24 protein-coding genes are annotated in these 24,732 nt (G+C 63.2%); 11 read left to right on the forward strand and 13 right to left on the reverse strand.

Annotated features, from left to right (window positions below; genetic code table 11):
- Positions 1 to 142 precede the first annotated feature (142 nt).
- Positions 143 to 508 carry a VOC family protein gene (locus LG3211_RS24035; RefSeq protein ID WP_057945057.1) on the forward strand — a complete coding sequence of 122 codons (366 nt, stop codon included), beginning with the start codon at positions 143 to 145 and terminating at the stop codon, positions 506 to 508.
- A 125-nt stretch (positions 509 to 633) separates the two neighbouring features.
- Here LG3211_RS24035 and LG3211_RS24040 read toward each other — a convergent pair whose 3' ends face one another.
- The 3 genes from LG3211_RS24040 to LG3211_RS24050 all read right to left on the reverse strand — a co-directional run bounded on the left by LG3211_RS24040 (position 634) and on the right by LG3211_RS24050 (position 3,511).
- Positions 634 to 1,626 carry a cyclase family protein gene (locus tag LG3211_RS24040; protein ID WP_057945712.1) on the reverse strand — a complete coding sequence of 331 codons (993 nt, stop codon included), beginning with the start codon at positions 1,624 to 1,626 and terminating at the stop codon, positions 634 to 636.
- A gap of 139 nt (positions 1,627 to 1,765) precedes the next feature.
- On the reverse strand, positions 1,766 to 2,674 hold the full coding sequence (locus LG3211_RS24045; RefSeq protein WP_057945058.1) for a LysR family transcriptional regulator: 909 nt from the start codon (positions 2,672 to 2,674) through the stop codon (positions 1,766 to 1,768).
- A gap of 303 nt (positions 2,675 to 2,977) precedes the next feature.
- The gene (locus LG3211_RS24050) at positions 2,978 to 3,511 is read right to left on the reverse strand and encodes a hypothetical protein (RefSeq protein WP_057945059.1); all 534 of its coding nucleotides are present in this window, start codon (positions 3,509 to 3,511) and stop codon (positions 2,978 to 2,980) included.
- Between the two features lie 897 nt (positions 3,512 to 4,408).
- Between LG3211_RS24050 and LG3211_RS25260 the strand changes: the two genes are divergently transcribed.
- Positions 4,409 to 5,047 (forward strand): DUF4189 domain-containing protein, encoded by a 639-nt coding sequence (locus LG3211_RS25260; RefSeq protein WP_187313098.1) that lies wholly within the window; start codon positions 4,409 to 4,411, stop codon positions 5,045 to 5,047.
- Positions 5,048 to 5,167: 120 nt separating this feature from the next.
- Here LG3211_RS25260 and LG3211_RS24055 read toward each other — a convergent pair whose 3' ends face one another.
- From LG3211_RS24055 to LG3211_RS24065, 3 genes are all read right to left on the reverse strand, one after another.
- Positions 5,168 to 6,106 carry a hypothetical protein gene (locus LG3211_RS24055; protein ID WP_148649135.1) on the reverse strand — a complete coding sequence of 313 codons (939 nt, stop codon included), beginning with the start codon at positions 6,104 to 6,106 and terminating at the stop codon, positions 5,168 to 5,170.
- A 228-nt stretch (positions 6,107 to 6,334) separates the two neighbouring features.
- The gene (locus LG3211_RS24060) at positions 6,335 to 7,216 is read right to left on the reverse strand and encodes an alpha/beta fold hydrolase (RefSeq protein WP_057945061.1); all 882 of its coding nucleotides are present in this window, start codon (positions 7,214 to 7,216) and stop codon (positions 6,335 to 6,337) included.
- A 545-nt stretch (positions 7,217 to 7,761) separates the two neighbouring features.
- Entirely contained in the window at positions 7,762 to 8,181 is a 420-nt protein-coding gene (locus LG3211_RS24065; RefSeq protein WP_057945062.1) for an H-NS histone family protein, read from the reverse strand.
- Between the two features lie 285 nt (positions 8,182 to 8,466).
- Between LG3211_RS24065 and LG3211_RS24070 the strand changes: the two genes are divergently transcribed.
- Positions 8,467 to 8,778, forward strand: coding sequence for a hypothetical protein (locus tag LG3211_RS24070; protein ID WP_057945063.1), 312 nt, complete (start codon positions 8,467 to 8,469; stop codon positions 8,776 to 8,778).
- Positions 8,779 to 8,865: 87 nt separating this feature from the next.
- Here the strand turns inward: LG3211_RS24070 and LG3211_RS24075 are convergent, their stop codons facing one another.
- Entirely contained in the window at positions 8,866 to 10,353 is a 1,488-nt protein-coding gene (locus tag LG3211_RS24075) for a phytoene desaturase family protein (RefSeq protein ID WP_057945064.1), read from the reverse strand.
- Positions 10,354 to 10,456: 103 nt separating this feature from the next.
- Here LG3211_RS24075 and LG3211_RS24080 point away from each other — a divergent pair, with 103 nt between their 5' ends.
- Positions 10,457 to 11,074 carry a TetR/AcrR family transcriptional regulator gene (locus LG3211_RS24080; protein ID WP_057945065.1) on the forward strand — a complete coding sequence of 206 codons (618 nt, stop codon included), beginning with the start codon at positions 10,457 to 10,459 and terminating at the stop codon, positions 11,072 to 11,074.
- A gap of 91 nt (positions 11,075 to 11,165) precedes the next feature.
- On the opposite strand, the gene LG3211_RS24085 is transcribed toward LG3211_RS24080, so the two are convergent.
- The 5 genes from LG3211_RS24085 to idi form a co-directional block, all read right to left on the reverse strand.
- Positions 11,166 to 11,618, reverse strand: a complete 453-nt coding sequence (locus LG3211_RS24085) for a hypothetical protein (RefSeq protein WP_057945066.1) — start codon at positions 11,616 to 11,618, stop codon at positions 11,166 to 11,168.
- Positions 11,619 to 11,785: 167 nt separating this feature from the next.
- Positions 11,786 to 12,214, reverse strand: coding sequence for a VOC family protein (locus LG3211_RS24090; protein WP_057945713.1), 429 nt, complete (start codon positions 12,212 to 12,214; stop codon positions 11,786 to 11,788).
- Between the two features lie 351 nt (positions 12,215 to 12,565).
- On the reverse strand, positions 12,566 to 13,669 hold the full coding sequence (locus LG3211_RS24095; protein WP_057945067.1) for a terpene synthase family protein: 1,104 nt from the start codon (positions 13,667 to 13,669) through the stop codon (positions 12,566 to 12,568).
- Between the two features lie 57 nt (positions 13,670 to 13,726).
- A complete protein-coding gene (locus LG3211_RS24100) occupies positions 13,727 to 14,665 on the reverse strand; it encodes an SAM-dependent methyltransferase (RefSeq protein WP_057945068.1) in 939 nt (312 codons plus the stop codon).
- Between the two features lie 106 nt (positions 14,666 to 14,771).
- Positions 14,772 to 15,317, reverse strand: a complete 546-nt coding sequence (gene idi, locus LG3211_RS24105; RefSeq protein WP_057945069.1) for an isopentenyl-diphosphate Delta-isomerase — start codon at positions 15,315 to 15,317, stop codon at positions 14,772 to 14,774.
- 662 nt (positions 15,318 to 15,979) lie between these two features.
- Here idi and LG3211_RS26630 point away from each other — a divergent pair.
- From LG3211_RS26630 to LG3211_RS24130, 5 genes are all read left to right on the forward strand, one after another.
- Positions 15,980 to 16,438 carry a DUF2513 domain-containing protein gene (locus LG3211_RS26630; RefSeq protein ID WP_187313099.1) on the forward strand — a complete coding sequence of 153 codons (459 nt, stop codon included), beginning with the start codon at positions 15,980 to 15,982 and terminating at the stop codon, positions 16,436 to 16,438.
- Between the two features lie 206 nt (positions 16,439 to 16,644).
- Positions 16,645 to 17,556 carry a PhzF family phenazine biosynthesis isomerase gene (locus LG3211_RS24115; RefSeq protein WP_057945071.1) on the forward strand — a complete coding sequence of 304 codons (912 nt, stop codon included), beginning with the start codon at positions 16,645 to 16,647 and terminating at the stop codon, positions 17,554 to 17,556.
- Positions 17,557 to 17,667: 111 nt separating this feature from the next.
- The gene (locus tag LG3211_RS24120; RefSeq protein ID WP_083512814.1) at positions 17,668 to 18,705 is read left to right on the forward strand and encodes a TraB/GumN family protein; all 1,038 of its coding nucleotides are present in this window, start codon (positions 17,668 to 17,670) and stop codon (positions 18,703 to 18,705) included.
- A 104-nt stretch (positions 18,706 to 18,809) separates the two neighbouring features.
- A complete protein-coding gene (locus LG3211_RS24125; RefSeq protein ID WP_057945073.1) occupies positions 18,810 to 19,229 on the forward strand; it encodes a hypothetical protein in 420 nt (139 codons plus the stop codon).
- 287 nt (positions 19,230 to 19,516) lie between these two features.
- Complete coding sequence (locus LG3211_RS24130; RefSeq protein WP_057945074.1) at positions 19,517 to 20,110, forward strand: NAD(P)H-dependent oxidoreductase; 594 nt, start codon at positions 19,517 to 19,519, stop codon at positions 20,108 to 20,110.
- A gap of 147 nt (positions 20,111 to 20,257) precedes the next feature.
- Here the strand turns inward: LG3211_RS24130 and LG3211_RS24135 are convergent, their stop codons facing one another.
- Positions 20,258 to 22,372, reverse strand: coding sequence for a right-handed parallel beta-helix repeat-containing protein (locus LG3211_RS24135; protein ID WP_148649136.1), 2,115 nt, complete (start codon positions 22,370 to 22,372; stop codon positions 20,258 to 20,260).
- Positions 22,373 to 22,861: 489 nt separating this feature from the next.
- Here LG3211_RS24135 and LG3211_RS24140 point away from each other — a divergent pair, with 489 nt between their 5' ends.
- Both LG3211_RS24140 and LG3211_RS24145 read left to right on the forward strand, forming a co-directional pair.
- Positions 22,862 to 23,137: a hypothetical protein gene (locus tag LG3211_RS24140; protein ID WP_148649137.1), complete on the forward strand. Its 276-nt coding sequence runs from the start codon at positions 22,862 to 22,864 to the stop codon at positions 23,135 to 23,137.
- Between the two features lie 646 nt (positions 23,138 to 23,783).
- Positions 23,784 to 24,701, forward strand: coding sequence for an MBL fold metallo-hydrolase (locus LG3211_RS24145; RefSeq protein WP_057945077.1), 918 nt, complete (start codon positions 23,784 to 23,786; stop codon positions 24,699 to 24,701).
- The last annotated feature ends 31 nt before the right edge of the window (positions 24,702 to 24,732 follow it).

A 24,732-nucleotide genomic window follows, 5' to 3' on the forward strand; every position in this document is an offset into this window, starting at 1 on the left:
ACTAAATTTTGACATTTCCTTCAAGGAATAATCACGCCCAAGAAAAATCACGACCTCTGCGCGCAGCATTGGCTACGCTTAGCGGTGGCCGCGAGTTACGTGATCCAGCACGTCGCGCTCATTACGCAGAGGAGATTGACGTATGGCATCCGTTAGATACATTGCGAACGAAATCGACAAGTCCGTTGCGTTCTATCGGGACCGCTTGGGTTTTGCAGTCGCGAAGCACAATCCAGGAAAATTCGCCGAGCTGGCCCGCGAGGACCTGCATCTTTTCCTCAATGCGCCCGGAGCCGGCAGCGCCGGTAAGGCAGGGGGCTCTCCTCAGCCGGGCGGATGGAACAGGTTCATGATCGTGACAGACGATCTCGACGGAATAATCGGCGAGCTGCGCAAGGCTGGAGAAAGCTTCCGCGGCGACATCGCGCAGGCGGGAGCGGGACGGCAAATCCTGCTTCAGGATCCGTCGGGAAATGTCGTCGAGTTGTTCGAATATGCGAAGCATTGATCGACGTATCTGTACGTCGTTACCGCGGGCCCGCTTCAGTCGCTCGCGACATCGCTCACCGGTATCCGCGCTGCCGGCCGCTCTACCCGCTGCGCGGCCCTGAGCGGGCCGCGCAGCCCCCGCGCTCAACGCAGCGGAATCGCCACCGGCCGCAGCGGCGCGGCGTCGCCGCCGCGGATCTTGAGCGGGCCGCCGATAAAAGCGAACTCGTAGACGCGGTCGCGCGAAAGCTCGTCCAGCGCGATCAGCTCGATGATCGGCACGCCGTGCTGAGCCAGCAGGTAGGTATGCAGCGGCACGTACTCGCCCTGCACTTCCGAGGGAAACGTCTCCAGGCTCAGGTTGTCGGCGCCGACCACCATCGCCCCCGCCTCCTCGACCAGATAGCGCGCCGCGTCGATGCCCAGCCCCGGCGGCTGCGCGATGTAGGCATCGGCCTTCTCGAACAGCTTCATCCGGCCGGTGCGGATCAGCACGATGTCGCCGCGCTGCAGTTGCGTCTTCTGTTTCTCCAGCGCCGCGAGCAGGTCCTGGCGGGTGATGCGGTATTGGTCGGGCAGCATGTCCACGCCCTTGGCCGCGGCGATGTCGAGCAGCACCCCGCGTGCGATCAGCGGCGGAAACTTCTCTATACCGGCCTTGTTCCAGCCTCGATCGCCCAGGTGCTGGTCGGCTTCGAAGCCGTTCCAGATCCGCCCGCCGATGCCGAAATGGTTGAGCGCGTCGATGTGAGTGCCGGTGTGGCTGTACATCGAGAACGCGGTGCCGGTGTAGCTGGTATGGGCGTTCATCGCCGCGCCGACCTGCATCGGGTCGTCGACCTGGGTGCCGCGCGGGGTGTGGGTCATCCAGAACTGGTAGTGCGGATCGCCGGCGGCCTGCCAGCTCGGCATGCCGACGAAGTACTCGGTCGCCAGGTCGTAGACCTTGCCGCCGCGCAGGCGGCCGAGCACGGCGGCGCGCGACTGCTCGGTGATCATGTTGAGCCGGCCGATCTGGTCATCGGCGCCCCAAGGGCTGCGGCCGACGTCGGCGGCGTTGCTGGCGACGGCGGTTCCGGCGGCGGTGGCCAAGGCCAGCGCGAGCGCGGCGCCGGCCAGAGAGTGGGCGAGTTTCATCGGATTCTCCATGCGTTCGCGCCGGGGCGGCGCGGATCATGCGGCGTGGCGCCGCGTTGGGATCAGCATGGGCGCGCCGGCGCCGGCGGAACAGCCGCAGCGGGTGCAGGGACTATTCGCTGGCGGTCAGCAATCGCCGTCAACCATCGCCGTCGAGCGCGGCCGGCAGATGCGCGGCGAGGAAATCGAGGAAGGCACGCACCTTGGCCGGCAGGTGCCGGCCGGTGGCGTAGACCGTGTGCACCTGGCGCGGCGCCTGGCGATGGCGCGGCAACACCTCGCGCAAGCGCCCGGCGGCGATCTGCGGCCGCGCCACGAACGCCGGCAGGCTGCCGATGCCGTGGCCGTCGAGCAACAGGTCGCGCAGCAGCAGGCTGTTGTTGGCGGCCGCGCGCGGCGCCGGCAGCGCGAAGTCGCGCTCGCCGTCCGTGTCCTGCAGGCGCCAGGCGCGCGGCGACTGCGACAGGCTGTAGCCGAGCAGCGCATGCCCGCACAGTTCCTGCGGCGTGCGAGGCTCGCCGCGGCGCTGAAGATAATCGGGCGCTGCGCAGAGCAGTTGCTCGACTCGCCCGAGCCGGCGCGCGATCAGGCTGGAGTCTTCCAGTTCCGCGCGCAACCGCACCGCCACGTCGAAACCTTCGCCGACCAGATCCACGACGCGGTCTTCCAGCACCAGGTCCAGGCGCAGATGCGCATGCTCGGCGAGAAACCGGCTCAGCAGCGGCGACAGCACGCACAAGCCGAACGACAGCGGCGCGTTGACCCGCAGCAGACCGTCCACGCGCTCGGAGCCTTCGCGCATGCGTTGCTCCAGCGCGTCGATTTCGTCGAGCAGGCGGCAGCATTCGGTGAAATACAGGCGGCCGCCGTCGGTGAGGCTCATGCGCCGGGTAGTACGCTGAAGCAGCACCGTGCCCAGGCGCGCCTCAAGCTGGCGCACCTGCTTGCTCAGGCCGGCGGCCGACAGCGCCAGATCGTCGGCGGCGCGGGCGAAACTGCCCAGCTCGACCACGCGGCGGAAGCTGCGCATCGGGGCGAGGGAATCCATGCAGTGGCTGCTCGGCGGTGAGGGGCGGCCATGATGCCGCTGCCGCGGCCCGGCGGCCAGCGCGGGCTCAGCCGGCCGCGCTTTCCGGTGTCGCGCCCACAAGCACGCCATGCTGAAGCGTGGTCAGCGTTGGCATCAGCGCAGACCTGTAGCGCCGGGAATGGGCTTGCCTGCACTTCCAGCCAGTCGGCGTAAGCATGCAGTTCCTCGACGTAGGGGAACCAAGCAACTCAGCACCTGGGCAGAACATGAAAAAGGCCGGCGCTTCGCGGCAGCCGGCCTTGTTCGTCATCGGCGCAACGCTCAGCCGCCGGACTGCTGCAACTGGATGCCGTGCTTCTTGGCGTAGGCGCCCTGGGCGTCGTTCAAGTCGCTCATTTGGGTTTCCAGATCCTTGCCCAGGCGCTCAAGCTCGGCCCCCAGGGGCGCGACCTGCTCGTCGCTGAAACCGTCCGGCAACGCAGCGATCTTCTGCATCCTCTCGTAGATGCTGTCGGCGGTCTTGAGGTAGCTCGCGGTCATGTCGCGCAGTGCGACCGCGTCCTCCGGCGGCGGAAAGGTCTGCACCTGGACCAGCACCTGCGCCAGTTCAGCACGCGCATGGCCCAGCGGGCCTGCGTACTGCTTCATGTTCTTGCGTTCCTGCAGCGACCGGGTGAACGCTTCGCCCTGCTCGCCGCCGAGCCAGCGATTGATGTATTCGGTCGCGCCGTTCCAGGCCGAGACGTTGTGCAGCAGGTATTCGTCGGGAGTCATGGTGCTGCGGCCGCCGCTGGAGCAGGCGGCGACGAACAGCGAAAGCAAGCCGATCAGTACGAGATGACGAAACTTATTCAAAACGATGTCCTTTCAATGAGGTGAATGCTTCCGATGCCGGGCCGCGGCCTTGCGTGGCCCGTCGGTAGCCAAGCCCGTGCCAAGGCCGCCGCCCTCGTGATCGCGCGCAGCCTCAGGTCGCACGAGCGACCGGCGGCGTAGATACGGGTGAGAGACGTCGCGAACCGCTGAAGCGGGGCCGCGGCAACGAACACAGACGGCGATCGATGCGACCGCGCGGGCATGGTAACCCCGCGTCGGCTCGGCGATCAAACCAGAGACGTCCGTCGGGCGACATAGCTTTGCGAACCTTGGCCCGATAGGCCAATCAGCCAAGGCCGCTTCGCGTCCCGGCTTGATTCGGGCGCCGGGCCGCCATGATGGAGGTGACGTCGCTCAATTTCGCAAGCCTCGCGGCGGGCAATTAATGCTTATCGTCAAAGGTATCCACGCATTCGATTTTGAACGGCTTGATAGACCAGGCAACCCACCATTCACCTTGGCCGTAACCATGAGTTCGTGCGTGGCCTGACAACTCATTCAGGCCTGAGCCGCATCGCGACTGATCAAGTCGAGGCTTATATCAATCTGGAAATTTCGCGACTTCTGACATCGGAGCGCGATGGAAGGAAATCTCGTTTCTTAGCGGACAGATTGCTCGCGCTTTCGTCTCACTCTCGCCGTGCGGCGTCACCGCCGCGCCTTAGCGGGCGCAACGGCGACTCTGACCCGGGCGAACGGCTCAGCCCAAGGCATTATTCAATGATTCGCAGCCAATGAAACCGACGCAAGCACAATGCGTGCGCCGTACATGACGCATGCTGTCTGCCCTCGCAGCCTCGGCCCATCGAGCGCACCTGGCGCCGCGCCTGATCTGCCAGAATATATCCAGGACAGGCAATGAGATTCCATAATCCCATGAGCAGCAGACGATACGGTTGGACGCTGGCGAGCACTCTGACGCTAATCGGCATGATTGGCATGTCCTGGGGAAACATCGCGAGGGCGCAATGCCCCGCGGGCATTCCCAACAACCCCGGCTGTATCCCGCCCAATGCCTGGCCGCAGAACCAGCCGAGGCCGGCAGCACCCGCCATCCCTTCACCGCCGCCACCGCCTCGCGACTTTGTGCTCAAGGCTTACGGCGCCTTCGCCTATGCTCCCCAGACCGGCGCGATTGGCCACAGCAACGATCCGCGTTGGCAGCTTCCGTCGCAGGAAAACGGGATCACGGCGGTCGAGCATATAAGTAAACGTAGTGCCGAACGCGCTGCGCTCGATCGATGCGTGGAAAAGGGTGGCGGCAAGAGCTGCAAGATCATCGCCAATTACCGCAATGAGTGTGCGGCGTTCATGGTCGGAACCGGCATGCCTGGCGCCCCCTCGACAAACGCCGCTACTGGCGCTGGCGGCCTTGCCGGTGGACGCATCTATGTCGGTCGTGGCGCAAGCAAGATCGACGCCCAGCGCGCGAGCCAAGCGCTATGCTCGGCTGAATCGGCGCAATGCGCGCCTGGCTGGGCAGACTGCGTCAAGGATTTCAGCACGAAGGATTAGTGTTGCCGATCGTCTCGGTTTACTAACGAGTCGCTCAGGGATTGCAATGAAGGCCTGCGCGGGGAGAAGGCGCCATCTTCGGAGCTTTCCGTCATTCGATGCGCCCGATCGCTTTAACGATCAAGACTCGCGCCCGGCCAAGTCTCGCAACTGTTTCTGCATCAACCCGCGCACTTCCGGCATCGGGATTCGCGCCAGCTCTGCCAGCGGCCGCCCGCGGCCGATCTCGCGGGCGATTGCCAAGCCGACGAGATAGCCTCCACGCGCCGGTTCCGGCCCTTTGTAGCCGGCACCGAAAAAGCGATTGGAATCCTCCGGTGCGGTGGAGTCCATGACTGCCAGCAGTTTGGCGGCGAGTTCGCGCACCGTAGCCTCATCGGCGGAGGCTAGCTTCTGGTCGTCGAGCAGGACATGCAAAAGCGATGCGTCTGGATTCAGGCGTTCGCTGACGTAGGTGGCCAAACCCTCCAACCACAGCGAACCGTAGACCGGCGGCGCCTCGTCCATCAGCAATTGCGGCAGGTGCTGTCCGTGATACAGATGGAATGATTCGTGATCGAGGAACACCGACAAATTGGCGTCGGCGCCGTGATAGCGGACGATTCCGTCAATGCCGACGAACAGCGGCAACTTGCCCTGCCAGGGCTGTAAATGGCCATCGAACATAAACAGCGAGGGCATCAGGTAAATCGGCGCTCGCTCGCGACGGAAATCCGGAAACTCCCGCTGGAAATGCTGCGCGTGACGCTTGTAGTGATCGTCGAACCCGTGGCTCAGGCGCCGGGCATCGACAGCGATGGCATCGAACTTCGGCAGCCAAGTGGCCAGCCGTTCGTAGGTCGGCTTGAGCCCGGCGCCGGCATACAGCTCGGCATTGGGCAGGAAGAACGCGGCGCGGATCGCCTCCACTCGATCGCCGGCGTCGCGCCCGGCGTCGTATGCGCGCCAGAACGCTGGCATCAGATCGGTTGGCGGCTGCGCCTGGGCGGCGGGAAGCTGTCCAACAGCGGCAAGCAAGACTGAGAAGGTCGTTAAACGCAGCAAGTCGCGACGCTGCATCGCGGGTTTTCCGGAGTAAGTTCGAACATAGGATGCGACATCCGATCACGACGTTCAAACGCCTCAATCATTTCGGATCCAACACGACCGACATCGCTTCTCGTTGCCGATAGGTATAGCAACCGCACCACGCCTCGGGAGCCGGTTGGAAAGACGGCGTCGCCAACGCCGTCGATGGTTGTCTCGCGGGCTGGGCCACTCGCCGTCAGCCCAGCCCGCGAACGCACTCTATTTGAGGTGAGCGACGATTCCGGCGATGATCGCGTCGAGAAGCGGCTGCGGCAGGTCGTGCCCCATACCCTCGACACCCTTCTCGGGGTCCCCCAGCCATTCGGCCCCGGGGATCGCGTCACGCGTGGCCTTGCCGCCGGAGATGTGGATGAGCGCGTCCTCGTTGCCGTGGATGACCAGCGTCGGCAAGGTCAGGCCATTGAGCTCCTTCGTACGATCGCCTGCGAGCAGGATCGCGCCGACTTGACGTGCGCCGCCGCCGGGGTGGGCCGGGCCACCGTTCGAGTCGAGCGAGCGCTTGTAAGCCGCCTCGGCAAGCGCTCGACGACGCGGCGCCTCTTCTGCGGCATAAGTATCCGAGCCGATAAGCGCGTACAGCGCCGCGACATGATCGATCGCGCCTTCCGGGTCGGACGGCGGCTCCTTGATCAACTCCGCAATGACGCCGGGCTGCGCATATCCGACCCAGATATTGCCGGTGGTGCTCATGATCGAGCACAGGCTGCGCGCGCGCGCGGGGTAGTTGATCGCCAGTCTCTGCGCGATCATGCCGCCCATCGAAGCCCCGACGATATGGGCGTTGTCGATCCCAAGGTGATTCAGCAACTGGATCGCGTCATAGGCCATGTCCACAAGGCGATACCCGTCGGCGGGCGGCGCCCCGGTCCGCCATCGGGTCAAGCCGCTGTCGCGGTTGTCGAAGCGGATGACCCAATGCTGCTCTTTCAGCTTGTCGACGAGTGGCTGCGGCCAATGGATCAACTGGGAGTTCAGGCCCATGATCAACAGCACGGGCGGGTGCGTTGGGTCGCCGTCGACCCGATAGCACAGTTTCACGTCTTCGATCTCAACGAATAAGTCTTCGGACTTCACCGTCATCAGTTTTCTCCGCTACTGGCATCGTGGATAGGTATTTATGGATCTGGGGATAGAACGGCCCAACGTTTCTCGACTACAACCCATTGAGCGACTCGCCGCGGCCTGCATATCGATCAGCCGCGTTCGAGCCGCCCTGAAACTGGCAGCAACGCGGTAACAAGAAAAAATGAGCCGGCTGTCTAAGCCCTGGCCGACGCAGCTTGCGAACAAGTTCTGCTGCAAGTTCTGCTGGATATACCGCCCATTCCGATCCGGTTCCGAGACCGGGTAGACGGACTCCGATTGGATCACCGAATTTAACGAACAAGCACGAAAACTCACCGCGCTTAAGCGCGCCGCTGAATTTTCCTTGTGCTTACCAATTGTGCCGGGCGCATCGTCGCGATGCGAAGCGCAGCACAGTGCTCGTTGATGAAGCCGTATTCAACTCGGGCTCTCTCGCGGCGGTCGCCTATATACGGCGACGCAATTGCCTGAGCAGGCTTCGAACAGTTTATGCAAGCCGAAGCCGCTTCGCGGCTCGACCCTGGCGGAAGCGTTCTGCCTCAGCGCTGTTTGATGAGCGTTCGTCGGCCTATTGGACTGTTCTTGCGAGCGGTCGGCTTGGCCAGGCCGGGGATCAGGAAATCAGCGACGCTGCGGCCATGCTTCGTTTTCTGGGCCAGCCACCGCGGCATCCGCCCACGGCCCGACCAGGTGTTGCGCTTGTTGTCCGGGTCGCGGTACTTGGCGGCAACCTTGCTCGCCTTTCGCCGCGGAGCCCGCTTCTTGCCGGCGATCTCGGCTACCGGCCGATCCCCATAGAGTTCGTCGATCGTATAACCGTGCTGAGCGGCGAGTGCGATCACTGTCCGACGCACCGAGGCAATGGGGCGACGGCTGGATATCAGCTGTTTCCGCCGCTCCGCGGCATTCAGAAGGGAATTGAGTTCCGACAGGCTGAGCTTTTCGACATCGATTTTCATGCCGCACAGGGTCCTGCCATGCCTATCAGCCTGTCAAGCACCAACGCCAGGGCCTGGGCGAATGCGCCTGGCCTGGGATCTCGATTCGTCGAGCCGCGAAAGAGCCCCACTCGCGCGGCCAAATCGTCGGGGGGGGATATGTCTTTGCCACCACAGATGCAGGAGCAGCCCAATGGTTCGGTATGGAATCAAACAAGAATCAGCTCCCTTCCTTTGGCGGTGCATCCCGTGAAGATACCCTCCCCTTCATGCTCCCGCCGACTCAGCTGGGCCTACAATCGCGCCATGGAATATCAATTGATCATCAAGTTCTGGCGCAAGTCGCTGGCGGACGAAGCTTTCCTCGCCACGATCGAAGCCGAGTTGAAGCAGGCCTTGGGCGCCACCGTCGAATTGGAGGGGCTCGACGTCAGCGCAAAGGAGATCAATCTTTTCATGCTCACGTCCGATCCCCGCCATTCTTTCCGGCGCGCTAAAGACGTTCTGGAAAGACTGGGCACGCTGAATGCGGTTTCGGCCGCATTCCGTCTTTCGGGCGGCGCGCAATTGACTTCGATCTGGCCGCTTCGCTCCACTCGCAAGTTCAAGCTTCCCTAGCTGGAAAGCCGTGAATTGCGGCCTGCGTAAGCCCTTTGTCCTGGGGCGAGCGAAGCGGGACCCGTCCTTCGGCCCGAATCATCGCGATCAGCTTGATCGAGACGGCGGACGCGTATCACCTGCATCACGCAGCAGTGCATCCGAAGCCTGGATCCCGGACAACATGGCGGACGGCACTCCATAGCCCGGAAACGTGGTTTGACCCGCCAGATACAGGCCTTGAATGCGCGTGGAATGGGGAAAGAATTGTCCCGGAGCCGCGCCAGGCGCGATGCCGTACAGCGCGCCTTCGTAGAGGTTACGATCTGTCGCGAAGGTGTTCGGGTCCAGCACGCGCAAGGTATCGATCGACAACGCCGGGAGCTTCTGCCTGAGTCCTTCAATGAAGTTTTCCACGGTTTGCTTCGTCAGCTCACGGCTCCAGTCCGACGCCGATGCGATGCCGCTTACGGGCGCGAAGAACTCGATGACCGCTTTGTTCTGGGGAGCCAGTTCCGGAAGCGTTGTGGTTGGGTTGGTGAATGAGAGCCACCGGGGCACTTCCGGGGTCGCCGTGTGCATCCGCCCCTGATCGCGCATCTTCGGAACATGGTTGACGATGAAAGCGTCGTCGGCGATGGCGTCGCAGCCGATCTGTATCGCAATGGCCCGATGCGACAGCGGCGAACGCCGGGCCCTTTTCAACAGCGCGGCAGGAACCGCGTCTTCCGGCAACAACCGTGTCGCCAACTCGAACCCGGAGCAGGTGGCGACGACATGGCGCGACTCAATCAGTTCTCCGGTCGATAATTCAACACCGCGCAGTTTTCCGCCGGCTACCCACAGTTTGCTCGCCCGCTGTCCATAGCGAATCGCCACCGAATGCGTTTGGGCAGCCCGAAGCAGCGCTGCGGGAATCATGCCCATGCCGCCGCGCGGCAGATGGAAGCCCTCCTCCAGCAGCGCCATGAACCCGATGATCTGCGTGGCGGGCAAGCGCGCAGGCGCCGTACCCGTGTAGAGCAGCGTCGAGGCGACGGCCGCTTGTACGTCCGGATCGGCGAAATACCTGGATATCAGCCGTTCGACGCTGCCGTGCATGCGCGGCAGGTATTTCCACAGGCGGGCGATGACGTGCGGCAACGAGGGCTCGGCGGGCAGAACATCACGGACCAGGGTCCGGTAGATCGGTCCCCAATGCTTCTGCAACCTGTCGAGTCCCTGCCGCAGGCTGACAGTCCTTTCCCTTGCGTTGGCGCCTTCCACATACGACCTGTCTGCGCTTGAAAGATGGATCGCAGTGCCGTTGTCCAGAACGGTCCGCTGGGGATTTGCGATGGGAACCAGGGACAGCTCGCTATCGAAATCGATACCCAACCGGGCGAACGTCGCTTTCAACACGGAAGGCACGGCGACGTATAACGCGCCGTTGTTGAACGTAAATCCGTCCACCGTGCTGGTGGAGCAGCATCCGCCGGCGGCCTCGGACGCCTCCAGCACAGTGACCTTCCGTCCCGATCGCGCAAGGTGGACGGCCGCACTGAGGCCGGCCAAGCCGGCTCCGATGATCACCACAGGTTCGTCGCTGCTGGCCATTGTGCTTATCCGGTTTGAGTCGCGAGGCACCGCGCGCTTGACTATTTATGAACAACATGCAAATTTGAACATTGTTCAATCATAGAGCGCAAGCGCTCCGACCATGACCCGCCTGGAACGCAAGCGACAACACACGCGCGATCGCATAGCCCAGACAGCGTTCGAGCTGTTTGAAACTCACGGCTACGACGCCGTGACGATGGACCAAATCGCGATCGCCGCCGATGTTGCCCGCGGCACCCTCTACAACCACTTCGCCGTAAAGGAAGCGGTGCTGGCGTACCAGATGCATGCGCAACTCAAGAGCGATCTCGCGCCGCTCATGGAAGAAGTGATGCGCTGTACCGGCTTCAACGGCCGGATGCTCACGCTGCTGGAAGCGTCGGCGGGTTGGTGGGATCAGAATCGTCGCTATCTCGCGCCCTACATCCGTTACCGGTTCGAGAGTGTCGGGCAGGTGCAGCCTGCCGGAGAGCCGACCTCCGACTTGGCGCTGGTCTACGAAATGCTTCTCGAACGCGGGCAGCTCGACGGCGAAATTCGCCGCGACTTATCGCCGCCTCAACTCGCGCACTATCTGCATTTTCTGTATCTGTCCGCGCTGATGCGCTGGCTGGCCGACGCCGACCTGTCGCTGGCCGAGCAGTTCGCGGACGTTCTGATGTTCTTCAATGAAGGCGCGAGGGCTGGCTCAACGCGCCGGAAGTCGCGCGATCAGTAGCGTGGGCCAGTTCACCCACGACCAAAGGACGGATACAGAACGGGACGCCTGACCGGCGTCTCGTTCTTGCCTCGGTCCAGCATGCGAGCGTTTACTTCGCGCGCTCGATCTCAAAACCGCTCACATCGACGCCGAGGTTGAAGCCGCGTCCGGTGCCGCTGACCGCCAACGACACCTCGCCCTTGCTCATGACCAACCCTTCCGCGCTTTTAACCACACCCGCGTTCGCGCCGGCCGTGGCATAGGTTCCGTAAATCTCGTCGAGATTTTTCAGCTTGGTGAACTCACCCTTGCCGTTGTCGATGCTGTACTTTCCTGCGGTAAGCCCGGCGCCGCGGATGCGAATCCGGACGGCCGCGGTCTGACCGTTATCGCAAGTTACCTGCCCCGCGCCGTTGATGTGCTTGTATATGGCTGCCCAGCCCGAGGTGTTGAATGTCATGTGACATTTGGTCTCGGCTTGCGCGGCACGCACGGGGTTGAGCGCGGTCACTCCAGCCATGGCCGCGGCGAAAACCGCCAAGCCAACGATGCGCGTAATCATGTCGCTCCTCCTTGGGGAAGTTGCGAAGGCCCTTGATTTCGACCTTCGCCATAGCTTTCGGGATTGCTTGTTCAAACTGGGGTAGTCCGTGTTAGCGCGGCGCGAAGTCATGGCTGCCGTCGTATTCGCAATACTTTGACATCCGCTCGCGAGTCTGGAGGCCGTGCTTAGAACACGATCTTGATCGAGGACGCGCTGCGCTCCGCCTCGCCGTGGTACACCGCTTCGATGTTGTTTCCATCCGGGTCCAGTGCGAATGCCGCGTAGTAGCCGGGGTGGTAAGGCCGCTCGCCGGGCGCGCCATGATCGCGTCCGCCATGCGCCAGGGCGGCGCGATGGAAAGCTTCGACCATGGCACGATCGCGCGCCTGGAAGGCCAGATGATGGCGTCCGGTCAACTCGCCCTGCGCGGCCTGGCTGTCGGCGGTAGACACGAACAGCTCATCGGCCCAGAAATAGTCATCGCCGGTGCCGGCGACCGGCACCTGCAGCGCTTCGAATACAGCGGAGTAGAAGCGCCGACTCGCTTCCAGGTCGCGAACCACCAGTTGAATATGATCAATCAGACGGCCACGGTGCAGCTCCTGCTTTTTCATGCTGAACTCCCGGAGGGCTTTATCCTGTTGCGTCATGGCAACGGTTCGCTGTCACCGCCATCTTGGCGATCGACTTGCTAAGCGCCCGTGCAGTCCAGCGTGAAATAGGGGTTACGGCCAAGCCTGCGGCCATGATCGATTCATCGGCGCTTCCTTCCCGAAAGCGCCCCAGATTGAACAAGCTCCCAGCGTCCCAGCGGCGCCTGACTGCGCGCAGCCGCTCCCATGCCCAAGCCGGCTTGAGCCGGCCCAGACAGGCCTGAATCCCAATCGTGGCGTCTGAGCAAGCTGCGCCGTAATGCGCGTCATCGCCCTCTGGATTGCCCAGGGACGCAGGCGTCTCCGCCCAGCTCAATCGGGCGCGCGCATCTGCGCGATATCCGCAGCGGCGACCTCATCGGTAGACGGCAACGGGATGATAGTGACCTCGCCGGAGATGAATCGTTTCCCTTTGAAGTCCTTGCCATGGTAGCGCGTGCTGATGGCATGAAACTCCGCATTGCCCGACGCCAGATGCTCCAGTTCCGTCAGGTAGTCGCGTACATCGCTGTCGTTTCCCAGCGGCCCCGCCAGCACCCGGTCGCGAGCCGCGATCAGCCGGCGCTCATTGTCGGATACCAGCACCGCCAGCTTGTCCAGCGCGCCCTGAAGCGTAAGGCCTTCCAAGTGCATCAACAGCCAAACGGAATTGACCGAGTCGGCGATGTATATTTCCTTCCGGAACGAATACGGATCGTTCACCAGGGTAATCGAGTCGATGGCCGCGGTTCTGACCGCGACCAGAGACTCATCGGCCGCCAGCGCGTCCGTCATGTCTACATCGATCGCGTACTCGGTCATCATGGCGGCCCACTCGCCATAGTTGTCGACGCGCCGCAGCTCCAGGTAGCGCTCGAAGCTCAAGCTGTCCATCTGCAGCGCCAGCGAATCGGTCTGCCGAAGGATCATGGTATGCAGCGATTCCTCGAGGCGTTTCCACACGCGCGGCTTGGAGGCCAACTGCGCCTTGATCGGGATCAAGCCTTCATAGAGCAGTTGGGCGATAGGCGCCGATGCGGGAGGCCGAATGCCCGCTATCGCATCGAAGTAGTGGCCGCGCAGCTCCGATTGCCGCTGCGCATCGCCGAGAACGTCCGGATTGGTGGTGGTGTCGTCTATGAGCGTGGTGATGCTCATCATCCGTTCTAAATAATAGATCCGGTCTTTCTTCGTATGCGGGTAAGCCAGGCCGCCATAGGAAGGCATGCTCATGGACAGGTAGTGATCGACCGCCTTCTGGCTTCCGTAATGCGCCAGGATGTAGCGGCTGTCGCTGAGGGCGACCTGGCGCTCGGCTTCGTCGTGATCCGGGTGCCAGAGCGGCTTCAGGGTCAGATGAAAGTCGGGATGATGTATTTTCTCCCCGGGCTTCGGCAGACCGGTCAGGTTGCGGACGAAGTTGGGCGCCTTGATCATCCCCGATCCTCTCGTTATGAAATGTTCTGCGTCTGAGTCCGCTACCCGTGACGCTTATCAACGCGGCTTCAGGATGGCGCTGTAGATCGAAATCTGTTTCTTCACTATCGCCACCGCCAGGCTTTCGGTCATCACATGCAGCTCTTCCAGCGGCCCGCGGGCGCCGAGAGGAAAGTGTTTCTCTATGTTCGCCCGTATATCCAGAAGCCAACGTATCGCGTCGGCATTGCTGGGCAGTACGCGCATATCCTGGATGCCGAATCCGCTGCGCTCCACGACCTCGGAAAAATGCTTCGGAGTCTTCCGATACTTACAGGCCAGCCGGTCGACGATGTCGGGCGTGTCGGACCTGTATTTTTCAAGGTCGATGTTGTAGAGGTTGTCCGATACAACGACGGTGCTTTCCGAATGCACTCGCCGCCGCAATTTCTCCATGACGGTTTCGTACAGATCGTCGGGAAAATGCGAGATGACCCCGCGCATGACGACCAGATCGTACGGCGTGTCGGCGTCCGGCAGCAGATCGATATCCTTCGCGTTGCACTGATACAAATTAATGCGGCCCGAAAGACCTAGTTCGGCATGAACCTTGGCGCCATGTTCCAACTGGGGACGACTGACATTGATGCCGTCCAGGCATTGGCACTCGGTAAAGCGATCAGCCAGATGCTTCAGAATCGAACCCCAGCCGCAGCCGATGTCGAGAATGCGCTTGACGGGCGCGCGGCCTGTGTCGAAGCCGGCCAGTTTCAGCTGCCGATCGAAATATCGGACACCCGACTCGTCGAGAGAAGCCGGTTGCGGCAAGACCGGGTCGTCGTAAACGCCGAACTGGAACAGAAGGCTGTTTCCAATGACCTTGCGCCAATCTTGCGGATCGTCCTGGTAGGTGTATTCGACCTTGGCCTGGTACTCGTTGACACAGGCGCCCTGGATCGCCGTGATCGCCATCTGCTGGAGACTGTCCGCTGTACGACTACGCTTGAGATCTTCCATGTGCACACTCCACGGTGCGTCGATGCGATTGCCTTTTCGGCGACGGTCCTGACCTGATCGTCTTCAAGCTCGCGGTCCGACCGAGCCAGCCACCTCGCGCCATGCTTCAGCCGTTTCGCGCGAGGCGAAGCAGTTCCGCTTCGCCGGTTGTCAACAGGATCTTCTTCAGCCACACGGTGAACAGATCGGGCTGCGCGGTGAGCGAGTGGATCAGGGAAGGAATATCGATCCAGCGCCAGTCCGCTACCTCGTTGGGGTTGGGCGAAGGCGGGCGATCGAATCTGCCCAACAGAACGTGGTCGAGTTCATGTTCGACCATGTCCTCCGACACTCGCTCGCAATACAGAAAGCTGAAGGCCCTGCTTAGCGGGCAGTCGAACCCCATTTCCTCAAACAAGCGCCGGTGCGCCGCGGTTTCCAGATCCTCGCCGGCGCGCGGATGGCCGCAGCAGGTGTTGCTCCACAGTCCGGGAGAATGGTATTTGCCGTGGGCGCGCTGCTGCAGCAGCATTTCGCCATCGGGATTGAAGACGAAAATCGAGAAGGCGCGATGCAGCCAGCCGTTGCGATGAACCTGGATCTTCCCGGCGGTACCGACCTGCTGGTCGTCGCCGTCCACGAGAACCAAGGTGTCCTCCGGTTGAAATTCCATTAGTCGATGCTCCCAACAGCGGTGCCTAACAGGCGCTGGACTACGGCGTCGCGACGATAGCCAGAACTCGGCAGGACCGACGCGATCTCAGTCACCGTTCTTCACTCACCGGAAATAACCCAAACTAACCTGCCGGGCTTGGTTCGCTGTTTCCGGCGCAATGCAAACACCCATTGAAGGCCGAGCTTTCGAAAGGCCGCAGGGACACCGCAGAGAGTTCGCCGCCGGGAATTTGCGCACCCGCGGACTCCTGGGGTTCTTGCTAATCCCTTCGCGCCGGGGAACCGTTGGCGACGACACGCAACATCTATCGATGCTCCCGAACTGAACGGCAATCGCGACCCGGATCGCTTCGACGTCCATCCCGCCCAGGAATGTCTGCTCACCATGACGCCGTGTCCGTCGAGAACATCGACGCGTTCGCATTTCCGCGCGGCCGCGATGGAAAGGTGACAAAAGTGCGGGTTTCGCCTATTCGGCCTGAGTATCGTCGATGCCGTGCAGCTGTGCTTACGCATAAGTGCCGATATGGATCCGTGGTGACCGCCCCATCGTGTCGTGCCCAAACGAATGTTTCTGAACCTCTCGATGCGATGGACGCGCAGGGAGCAGCGCATCGACAGAACGTGACCGCTCCCGCTCAACCATCAGAGGGAGTCACTATGCGCCGGGACATGGAGTTGATTCGCAAAGTGCTGTTGGCCGTGGAGGCGTGCATCTCGCATCGCCTCATCGACGGATACTCGCAAGACGAGTTGCGTTACCACCAACTTCTGCTCATCAACGAAGGCCTGGTGGATGGTTGCTTCGTAGACGACTCGAACCATGCCGCCGAAGTTCCCACGGCGGTCATGTTGACGCGCCTGACCTGGGCCGGGCACGACTTCATCGAGGCGATCGGCGACGAAACCCGCTGGGGGAAAGTCAAAGCGTTCCTGGCCGATTCGGAAAAGCAGATCACCATTGAAACGGTGAAGACGGCGGTGACCCTCTTGTTCGGGTATGCCAAGCCATCCCGCGACACCGAGCCCCATGCCGCGGAGGTTCAGAATTTGCATCGCGCCGACTTTATCTATGCGCCGAATACTCTTTGCCGTTCTTGCCGGCGTATCGGCAGGTGACCATGCGTTCGCATCGGGCATCTTGCGAGATAGCGCGCTGGCGCATGCCGGGTTAAGCACGTCTACTGGACGCAGTGAGCGCCGCGCGCGCGAGCACATTGGGATGCGGCGGGCTCGGCCTGGAATGCAGCGATTCGGCGGCCGCCGTGGAACTGATCGCGGCCCCCGCTTAGGATGCGCAGTCCGCTACCTGAGCCGAGCCCGCCATGACCGACTTGCGTGTGTATCAGATCGACGCCTTCACCCGGCAGCGCTACCAGGGCAACCCGGCCGGGGTGGTCGCCAATGCCGAGGGGCTCAGCGACGAACACATGCAGCTGATCGCGCGTGAGCTCAACAATTCCGAGACCGCCTTCATCCTGCCCGCCGAAGCGCCCGACCACGACGTGCGCGTGCGCTTCTTCACTCCGACCACCGAAGTGCCGGTCTGCGGCCATGCCACCGTCTCCGCCCATTTCGTCCTCGCCCTCGAACGCGGATTGCCGGCGCAGCCTTGTCGCCAGCTGACCGGCGCCGGCATCCAGGTCATCGAGACGCTGCGCAGCGGCGACAGCTTCCGTATCGCCATCGAACAGAACCGGCCGAGCTTCGAGCCGGCACTGTCGCCCGTGCTCGCGGCGGAAGTCGCGGCGGCCCTCGGCGTCGGCGCGGACGCCCTGGACCCGCGCTGTCCGCCGCAGTTCGTCTCGACCGGCCACGGCAAGTTGCTGATCGGCCTGCGCGAGCGCCGGCGATTGCAGGCGCTGGTGCCCGATGCCGCGCGCCTGATCGCGCTCGGCCCCGAGGTCGGCGCGAAGGGCTTCTTCGTCTTCAGCCTGGACCGCGAAGACGGCGACGATGCACTGACCCATGGCCGCATGTTCGCGCCGGCAATCGGCATCGCCGAAGACCCGGTCACCGGCAACGCCAACGGGCCGCTCGGCGCCTACCTTGTCAAGCACGGCCTGCTGGAGGCCCGCGACGGCGTCGCACGGTTCCGCGCACGCCAGCGAGCCGGCAACGGCCGCGCCGGCCACATGGACGTGACTGTCCGGGTCGAAGCCGGCGAACCCAGCGGCGTGCGCATCGAGGGCGACGCGGTGACCTGTTTCCAGGCAACGTTGCCGCGCGCGTTCTGACGGCTGTGGGTCGAGTCTTGACATACTGCCGATAGTCGCTACTTCCTTTGCCGGGATGCGATCCACAGCGATCGGCGAGAGTTCTCGAACGTCTACCTGGGAGTGCGAACCATGCAGGGAAAGCTACTGGCGGGCCTGATGATCGCGGCGATAGCCGGGTCGGCGGCAGCGCAGCCGACGTCAGATACGGCCAAATCCTCGCCGACGCCTGCGAGCGTCGCGGACGCTCCTTCGGCCATCGTCGATATGGATGCGATCACGGTGACCGGCGTACAGCCGGGCCCGGGGCTGTGGAAGTTCCACAAGGGCGATCGGGTTCTGTGGATCCTCGGCACGCTGTCGCCGCTGCCCAAGAACATCACCTGGGTGTCCGACGATGTGAATGCAGCAATAGCGGCGTCGGGCGTTGCCTTGCAGGGCCCCGGCCTGGCCGTCACCGCCGACATCGGGTTGTTCGGCCGGCTGTCGCTGCTGCCTTCGCTGTTCAAACTGCGGAAAAATCCTAACGGGACCAAGCTTCAGGAAGCACTGCCACCGGATTTGTATGCGCGCTGGCAGGCGCTGAAAGTGAAGTACATCGGCAAGGATCGGACCAGCGAGAACTGGCGCCCTGTGTTCGCGGCAAACGAGCTCTATCAGGCCGCATTGGAGAAAAACGGCTTGGCCGAGTCCGGCGTTATCGGGCCTGTGCTGGACAAAGCCGTCAAAGCTGCGGGCATCGAGAAGCAATCCACGACCTTTACGATCAAGATCGATGATCCGAAGCAAACCTTGAAAGACTTCAACGCATCCACGCTCGACGACGTGCAGTGCTTCTGCAAGACCCTCGACAGGCTCGAGACCGATCTGGCGGTCATGAAGACTCGCGCCAATGCTTGGGCGGGCGGCGATATCGATACTCTGCGCACATTGCCTTACGACGACCAAGGCCTGGCTTGCCTGAGCGCGCTGACCGACTCGGGCTTCACGCAAAAGCTGGGCATCGAGAATATCCAGGCGGAAATGGCTCGCCAGTGGTATCGGACCGTAGACGACGCGCTGCAGGAGCATAAGGTCGTATTCGCGGCGGTACCGATTTCGCAGTTGCTCAAATCGGACGGCGTCGTGGCCAAGTTGCAAGCCAAAGGCTATGAGGTCGAATCGCCGTAGCTCGCGGTGGATTTATCGCTGATTGTTCAGGCCCGCTTGTGGGCCGCGATACTCGCAAGCCGAAGTCACTTCGCAGCGCCATTTATTCAAGGATGAGACATCGCATGCTCAAGAAGCTCAAATTCCCTTTGATCTACATCCTGGAATTGGCGCTGTGGTTCCCGCTGTTCGCAGGCTTCGTTACGGTCGTGGCTTTTATTGGGGCCGAGCCAATCGCAAGCCTCGATCTCGATGGCAGGTCGCTGCCGCCGACGTGGGAGGCTGCAGTCGCGAACCACGGCAAATTTCTTGAGGGGTATCTCATCGCCAACCACCCGGTGGCGTTTGGTCTTGGTGTGTTACTCCTGGTCGGCTCGGCCGCTGCGCTCTATCAGGTACACAAGGCGATGCTGTTCCAGCGCCAATCGGACGGCGCATCTCGCGCGATGGCCCACAACATCGCGCATGTCTGTGTAGGAGCTGCCGTGCTGGCCTTGGGTTACATTGCAGTCATGAATCTTTTTGTGGGAGTTTCGCCGGTCTGAGCCCGTTCGAGCCGAAGCCGCCTGCCGGCTTTTCTCCCTGCTAATCAGTCGCGCGCCCCGCCGCTGCGATAGAAGCGGCTCGCTCTGCCGGCCGCCAGGCGGGCGATCGCCGCTGCGCCAACGCCGGGCCGGCGCAATACAAGCTGATGATGATCGTCATGGCAAAATGATGCGCGCGTCGGCTAGCATTGCCGCTGGCCGATCATCGGGTTGCGCCGTAGCGGCGAGGTTCGAAAAACCGCATCGTCGCCGTTGTGTTTAATGGCCAGCTTCGAGGTCACGTCCGCATGCTCGCGTCCATCATCGTCGCCAACCCCAGTCCCACGAGCCTGAGCCACGCGATGGCGCAGGCCGCGCAGGACGCAATGACCGGGCATGGGTATCGGGTCGCGTTCCACGACCTCTACGCCGAGGGTTTCAACCCGGTGCAGCCCACGGGCGAAAGCGGCAATGTCGCTTCGACCGATCCTTTGGTCGAACAGCATTGCGCGCAGCTTGCGCAAGCCGATCTGATCGCGATCTTCCATCCGAACTGGTGGGGCCAGCCGCCGGCGATTCTCAAGGGCTGGATCGATCGGGTGTTCCGCCTGGATACGGCCTATGGCTATCCGCCCGGCGTGTCGTATGAGGGCGTGCCGGTGGGCTTGCTGAAAGCGCGGCACGCGCTGGTGTTCAATACCTCCAACACGCCGGCCGACCGCGAGGCGGCGGCCTTCGGCGATCCGCTCGAGGCGATCTGGACGCGCTGCGTGTTCGGTCTGTGCGGCGTGGACAGCGTGATCCGGCGCATGTACGGCCCGGTGTCGGGGAGCAGCGCGCAGTTGCGGGCGCAGTGGCTGGACGAAGTCGCGGCGCTCGTGGCCGACGCGGCTCGGCGTTAGTGGGCGCCATGCAAGCGCGGCCTGCGAGCGCTGGCCGCCACGCAGCCAGCCGCCGCGACGGGCCGGCGCGCAACCGCGTCAGCCTTCGCTGACCTTTGAAGGGTATCCCTCCCTCAAGCGAGGGAGGGATACCGCGAAGGTACCGCCTCAGTTCTGCGGATTCTCCAACAACACATCGTCGAGATAGAACGACGCGCCGCCGGTGCCGCTACCGAGCAGCAGAATGCGAGCGTTGGCCGTGGCCGCCGGCGCGGTCAGGGTCGATGCGATCTTCTGCCAACCCTCGGCCTGCGCCGGCACGGCCAGCGCAACGGTGTCGCTGCCGAGGATCGAACCGTCGCCGTTGCGCCATTCGATCACCGCGCGCACGTTGCTCGGCGCGCCCGCGCCGGCCTTGATCCAGGCGCTGAAGTGCTTGGCGCCGGCGCCGGTGCTGTAGCCGGGATAGTTGGCGACTTCCACGCCCCAATTGGATTCGACGACATTCACCCGCAGGCTGTAAGCGCCGCCGTGCGCCTGCTCGGCGACGCGGGCGACCTCGGCGTTGTACCAGGCGCTCCAGTTGCCGATCGAAGCTTCCAGCAACGAGGTGTCGGCATCCATCACATTGCCGGGCGGATTCGGCTGCTCCGGATTGGTCACCTGATCGGTGGTGCTGCCGACATCCTGGTTGTAGGGCGCGGCTTTCCAGGCGGAAAAACTGATGCGGTCGCCCCAGCGCGTGGCGAACTTCCACGGGCCGTAGTAGTGATTGTTCGCGAAGCGGTTGTTGGCGCCGAACATCACCTGGTCCTGGACGGCGCCGACCGTGTACGGCGACCACGGCAGATTGTCCGCGCCGGTGGCTATCAGCGCTTGCGCGCCGCAGTACCCGGAGGTTCCGCACGGCACCACGGCCGGATTGAAGTAGAACTCGTTGGAACTGACTTCGATGTTGCGCGAGTGCCAGCGGCAATCGGTGAAGAACGGTTCCTGCCCGACCTGGGTGTAGCACGGGTGAGTCGCGCTGATCGGATGGGTGTATTCGTAATCGTACGGCCCCTGGATCTGGTTCGGGCTGACGAAGGGCGTGCAATAGCTCTTGCTGGTGTTGCCGTTGGAGTTGCAGAAGCGGTTGGCGTTCTCGTAGATCGACACGCCGGAGAAATTGTCTTCGAAGTAGTTGTCGTTGATGCGAATCAGTGCCGCGCCCGAGACCGCGCTGGGCAGGCGATCGTCGCCGCCGGATTCGGACAGGTAGACCGCCGGCGCCGGCGAGCCGCCGTTGCTCGCGCCCTTGCGCCAGGCGTTGCGCAGGAAGGTGTTGCCGCGGATGGTGGCGTTGTAGCTGATTTCGTACCAGATGCCTTCGTCTTCGTTGTCGGCGATGTAATTGCCTTCGAACAGGAAGTCCATGTTGTTGGTATCGGCCCACAAGCCCACGCTCTTGTTGTCGTGGACCCAGTTGTTGGTCACGCGCGCGCCGCGCACGTCCCAGAACTTGCCGCCGCCGGTGCAGCCGCAGCCCGGTTCCCGCGTTTCCCAGTCGTCGGTGTTGTTGCCGGCGATTTCGTTATGGTCCAGAACGATGTTCTTGATCGCCGAATCGCCCTCGACCGGCGGCTTGAACATGCTGAAGCCATACTGGCCGTTGTCCTTGAGGCAGTTGTACCGCACCACATTGTCGCTGCCGAGGAAGACGCCGGCGCCGTCGTTGTTCTGGATCGTGTTGTACTCGATCAGCCAATGATCGCCGGCATCGTGATTGACCACGCCTTCGTTGTTGTTATCCGCGCCGCGGCCGAAGTTGACGATGGTGAGATAGCGCACGGTGACGTGCTGGGCGCTGCCGGTAAAGGCATAGAGATTGAGATTGCGGCCGTCCAGCACCGCGCCCGGCGCGCCGACGTAGGTGGCGTTGTCGCGGGCGATGATCTGGCCGTAGAGATCGTCGCCAAAGGTATGCACGCCGGTTTCGAACCAGAAGGTGGCGCCGGGACGATTGAAGTTGAAGCCGCTGTTGTCGCCGGCCGGAACCACCACCGCGCCGGCGGGCGCCGTCGCCGGGCCGGTCAGCAGCGCGGTATTGCCGCAGACCTGCGCCGGCGGTGCGCTCGGCCAGAGCAGGCCGGTGTGCGCCTGTCCCTCGGCGGCATAGCGCGCTTGCGTCTGCGCGTGCGCGGCCGGGACGAAGGCGGTGGCGGCGACGATCAGCGCCGGCAGCGCGCGACGCGCCATTTCGAGAACAGTGCGGGTGAACGGATATCGCGGAGTGATGGCCACGTTTGGATTCCGGATGGTGACAGACGATGGAGACAGACGCCCCGCTCCCTGCGGATGCGGACACTTCTTGCGCACGCCGGTCCGCTCACCCTCGCCGCGTCCGTGCCGGACCGGCGTATCGTCGAGTGCGTTCCCCGAGCGCGGTGGCGGCAATGCCGCAACCTGCGCTGTAGTCCCATGTCACGCGCTGGTCGCAATAGTGGCGGCTGTCATGTCGCTTCCGATATGCGAGACGCGTCGCATTATTCCGGCGGACTCCGGCCTTTGGATTGTCCTCAACCGGCATCGAATCTTGTACATGCGTTGGCATTGCGCGCGCCGGAGCGACGCCGCGATCGCGGCGATGCGGCCGGCGCGCCGCAGTACTATCGTTTGCGGACAGGCAGCGAGCCGGAGCCTGGATCGGCCGTCATCGGCAAACGGCTTAACACGAGCGTCATTGTCGTTCGGCAATGTGCGGACATGACTTGAACAGGAGCATGTATGAACATGAATAAGCGTTGGGTTTCCGCCGCGGCCTTCCTGATCTCAGCCGCCTTCAGCGGTGCCGTCTTCGCCGATCAGTATCGGTACGAGGTCATCGGGGAAGGCATCGGGCACGATCGCAATGAGGCCTACGAGGCCGCGTCTTACGATGCCAGCCGTAAGTGCTATCTGAGCTGGGGACGTTCCACCCAGGAGCAAACGATCCTGATCGAGGAGCAGCAGCCGGATACCGGCTACTGGTACGTCAAACTGACGGAAGGATGCATTTCGGAAGACTGAGCCGGATAGCAGCAGGTCCGGATCGATGTCGAAGCAACCTTTTCGAACGCCGAGTCAGCGAGCGACAAGCCAGCCGGGCAATGCCCGGCTCGATTCGGACGTCGGCGATAGTTCGCATCTCGAAAGGCGCCCGCCGCCCTGCCAGCCTCCACGCCGAAGTCGCGGCGCGAATGGATGCGGCCTCTTAAAGTCTCGTTCCGGCCATTCGTAAACTCCCTGGCTGCCTCGGCTTCTGCGTGGCGACACAGGCGGGCTCATCGACGATGGTCAACGTGAGCCGTTCGAACACGCCCAGGCGATGAGCGCGCGCGCCGAGACGTCTACGCTCGCGCAGTAATTCACCGGCTTGGGTGTCCGGTTCGAGCCTGCGATCGTCAACTACCCGGCGCTGCGGAAGCTTCCGGGACCGCAACGGCGCCGATGGCGATAAGCATGATGGACGGCGGCGCGCGACGCGTTTGGTGCGTATCAGGCATCACCGTGGGCCCCGTTCGCGGCCTACTGCCTCGCGCTCATCCTGCCTATAAATGGCATCCGGCCTTCCACCGCGCCCCTGCCCGGCACCTTGCGCGCCGAACGGCAACGGCTGCCGGCCGCGCGGTCGGTTCTGGCCCGGCATCCCCTCGTCCGTTTCGGAGATTTCGCTATGTTTTCCGTAGATACCACCTTGCACCCCGGCACCCAGCGGCCCGACGAACTGGTTCCGTCCCGTTACGCGCTGCGCATCGGCGAGATCGATGCGCTGGTGGTCAGCGACGGTGTGCTGCCGCTGCCGACCTCGACGATGGCCACCAACGCCGATCCGGCCGACCTGGCGAACTGGCTGGATCACATGTTCATGCCGCCGGACGCGTTCGACTGGCCGTTGAACGTGATGGTGGCGCGCAGCGGCGATCAAACCATTCTCATCGACGCTGGGCTGGGAAGTCAGTTCTCCGGCTTTCCGCGCGCCGGGCAATTCCCGCAGCGACTGGAAGCGGCCGGCATCGCGCTGGAGTCCGTCACCGACGTGGTGATCACTCACATGCACATGGATCACGTCGGCGGGCTGCTCGCCGACGGCGTGAAGCAGCGCCTGCGTCCGGACGTGCGCATCCACGTGGCCGCGGCCGAAGTCGAGTTCTGGACCTCGCCGGATTTCTCCCACACCGTCATGCCCAAGCCGGTGCCGGGCGTGCTGCGCTCGACCGCCACCAGTTTCTATAACGAATACCGCGACAATCTGCGGATCTTCCAGGATCGGCACGAAGTCGCGCCGGGCGTCGTCGTTCGCCTTACCGGCGGCCACACCCCGGGACACAGCGTGGTCGATCTGGTGTCGGGCGGCGAACGGCTGATGTTCGCCGGCGACGCCATGTTCCCGGTCGGCTTCGATCATCCCGACTGGCATAACGGTTTCGAGCACGACCCGGAGGAATCGGCGCGCGTTCGTATCCGTCTGTTCCAGGAACTGGTGGAGACCCGCGGCCTGCTGGTAGCGGCGCACCTGCCGTTCCCGTCGATCGGCCGGGTGGCGGCCGACGGCGACGCGTTTCGCTGGGTGCCGATCATCTGGGATTACTGATCCGGTGCCGGCGGCGCGGGCCCGGGCGATC

Origin of the sequence: Lysobacter gummosus, from assembly GCF_001442805.1 — a bacterium.
Lineage (GTDB): Bacteria > Pseudomonadota > Gammaproteobacteria > Xanthomonadales > Xanthomonadaceae > Lysobacter > Lysobacter gummosus.

Coding starts and splice junctions, on each gene's coding strand:
- LG3211_RS24115 (WP_057945071.1), top strand. CDS start 16,645: ATGACCGACTTGCGTGTGTATCAGATCGACGCCTTCACCCGGCAGCGC.
- LG3211_RS25260 (WP_187313098.1), top strand. CDS start 4,409: ATGAGCAGCAGACGATACGGTTGGACGCTGGCGAGCACTCTGACGCTA.
- LG3211_RS24100 (WP_057945068.1), bottom strand. CDS start 14,665: ATGGAAGATCTCAAGCGTAGTCGTACAGCGGACAGTCTCCAGCAGATG.
- LG3211_RS24045 (WP_057945058.1), bottom strand. CDS start 2,674: ATGGATTCCCTCGCCCCGATGCGCAGCTTCCGCCGCGTGGTCGAGCTG.
- LG3211_RS24130 (WP_057945074.1), top strand. CDS start 19,517: ATGCTCGCGTCCATCATCGTCGCCAACCCCAGTCCCACGAGCCTGAGC.
- LG3211_RS24065 (WP_057945062.1), bottom strand. CDS start 8,181: ATGAAAATCGATGTCGAAAAGCTCAGCCTGTCGGAACTCAATTCCCTT.
- LG3211_RS24145 (WP_057945077.1), top strand. CDS start 23,784: ATGTTTTCCGTAGATACCACCTTGCACCCCGGCACCCAGCGGCCCGAC.
- LG3211_RS26630 (WP_187313099.1), top strand. CDS start 15,980: ATGCGCCGGGACATGGAGTTGATTCGCAAAGTGCTGTTGGCCGTGGAG.
- LG3211_RS24095 (WP_057945067.1), bottom strand. CDS start 13,669: ATGATCAAGGCGCCCAACTTCGTCCGCAACCTGACCGGTCTGCCGAAG.
- LG3211_RS24140 (WP_148649137.1), top strand. CDS start 22,862: ATGAATAAGCGTTGGGTTTCCGCCGCGGCCTTCCTGATCTCAGCCGCC.
- LG3211_RS24080 (WP_057945065.1), top strand. CDS start 10,457: ATGACCCGCCTGGAACGCAAGCGACAACACACGCGCGATCGCATAGCC.
- LG3211_RS24035 (WP_057945057.1), top strand. CDS start 143: ATGGCATCCGTTAGATACATTGCGAACGAAATCGACAAGTCCGTTGCG.
- LG3211_RS24090 (WP_057945713.1), bottom strand. CDS start 12,214: ATGAAAAAGCAGGAGCTGCACCGTGGCCGTCTGATTGATCATATTCAA.
- LG3211_RS24125 (WP_057945073.1), top strand. CDS start 18,810: ATGCTCAAGAAGCTCAAATTCCCTTTGATCTACATCCTGGAATTGGCG.
- LG3211_RS24060 (WP_057945061.1), bottom strand. CDS start 7,216: ATGACGGTGAAGTCCGAAGACTTATTCGTTGAGATCGAAGACGTGAAA.
- LG3211_RS24085 (WP_057945066.1), bottom strand. CDS start 11,618: ATGATTACGCGCATCGTTGGCTTGGCGGTTTTCGCCGCGGCCATGGCT.
- LG3211_RS24120 (WP_083512814.1), top strand. CDS start 17,668: ATGCAGGGAAAGCTACTGGCGGGCCTGATGATCGCGGCGATAGCCGGG.
- LG3211_RS24070 (WP_057945063.1), top strand. CDS start 8,467: ATGGAATATCAATTGATCATCAAGTTCTGGCGCAAGTCGCTGGCGGAC.
- LG3211_RS24055 (WP_148649135.1), bottom strand. CDS start 6,106: ATGCAGCGTCGCGACTTGCTGCGTTTAACGACCTTCTCAGTCTTGCTT.
- idi (WP_057945069.1), bottom strand. CDS start 15,317: ATGGAATTTCAACCGGAGGACACCTTGGTTCTCGTGGACGGCGACGAC.
- LG3211_RS24075 (WP_057945064.1), bottom strand. CDS start 10,353: ATGGCCAGCAGCGACGAACCTGTGGTGATCATCGGAGCCGGCTTGGCC.
- LG3211_RS24040 (WP_057945712.1), bottom strand. CDS start 1,626: ATGAAACTCGCCCACTCTCTGGCCGGCGCCGCGCTCGCGCTGGCCTTG.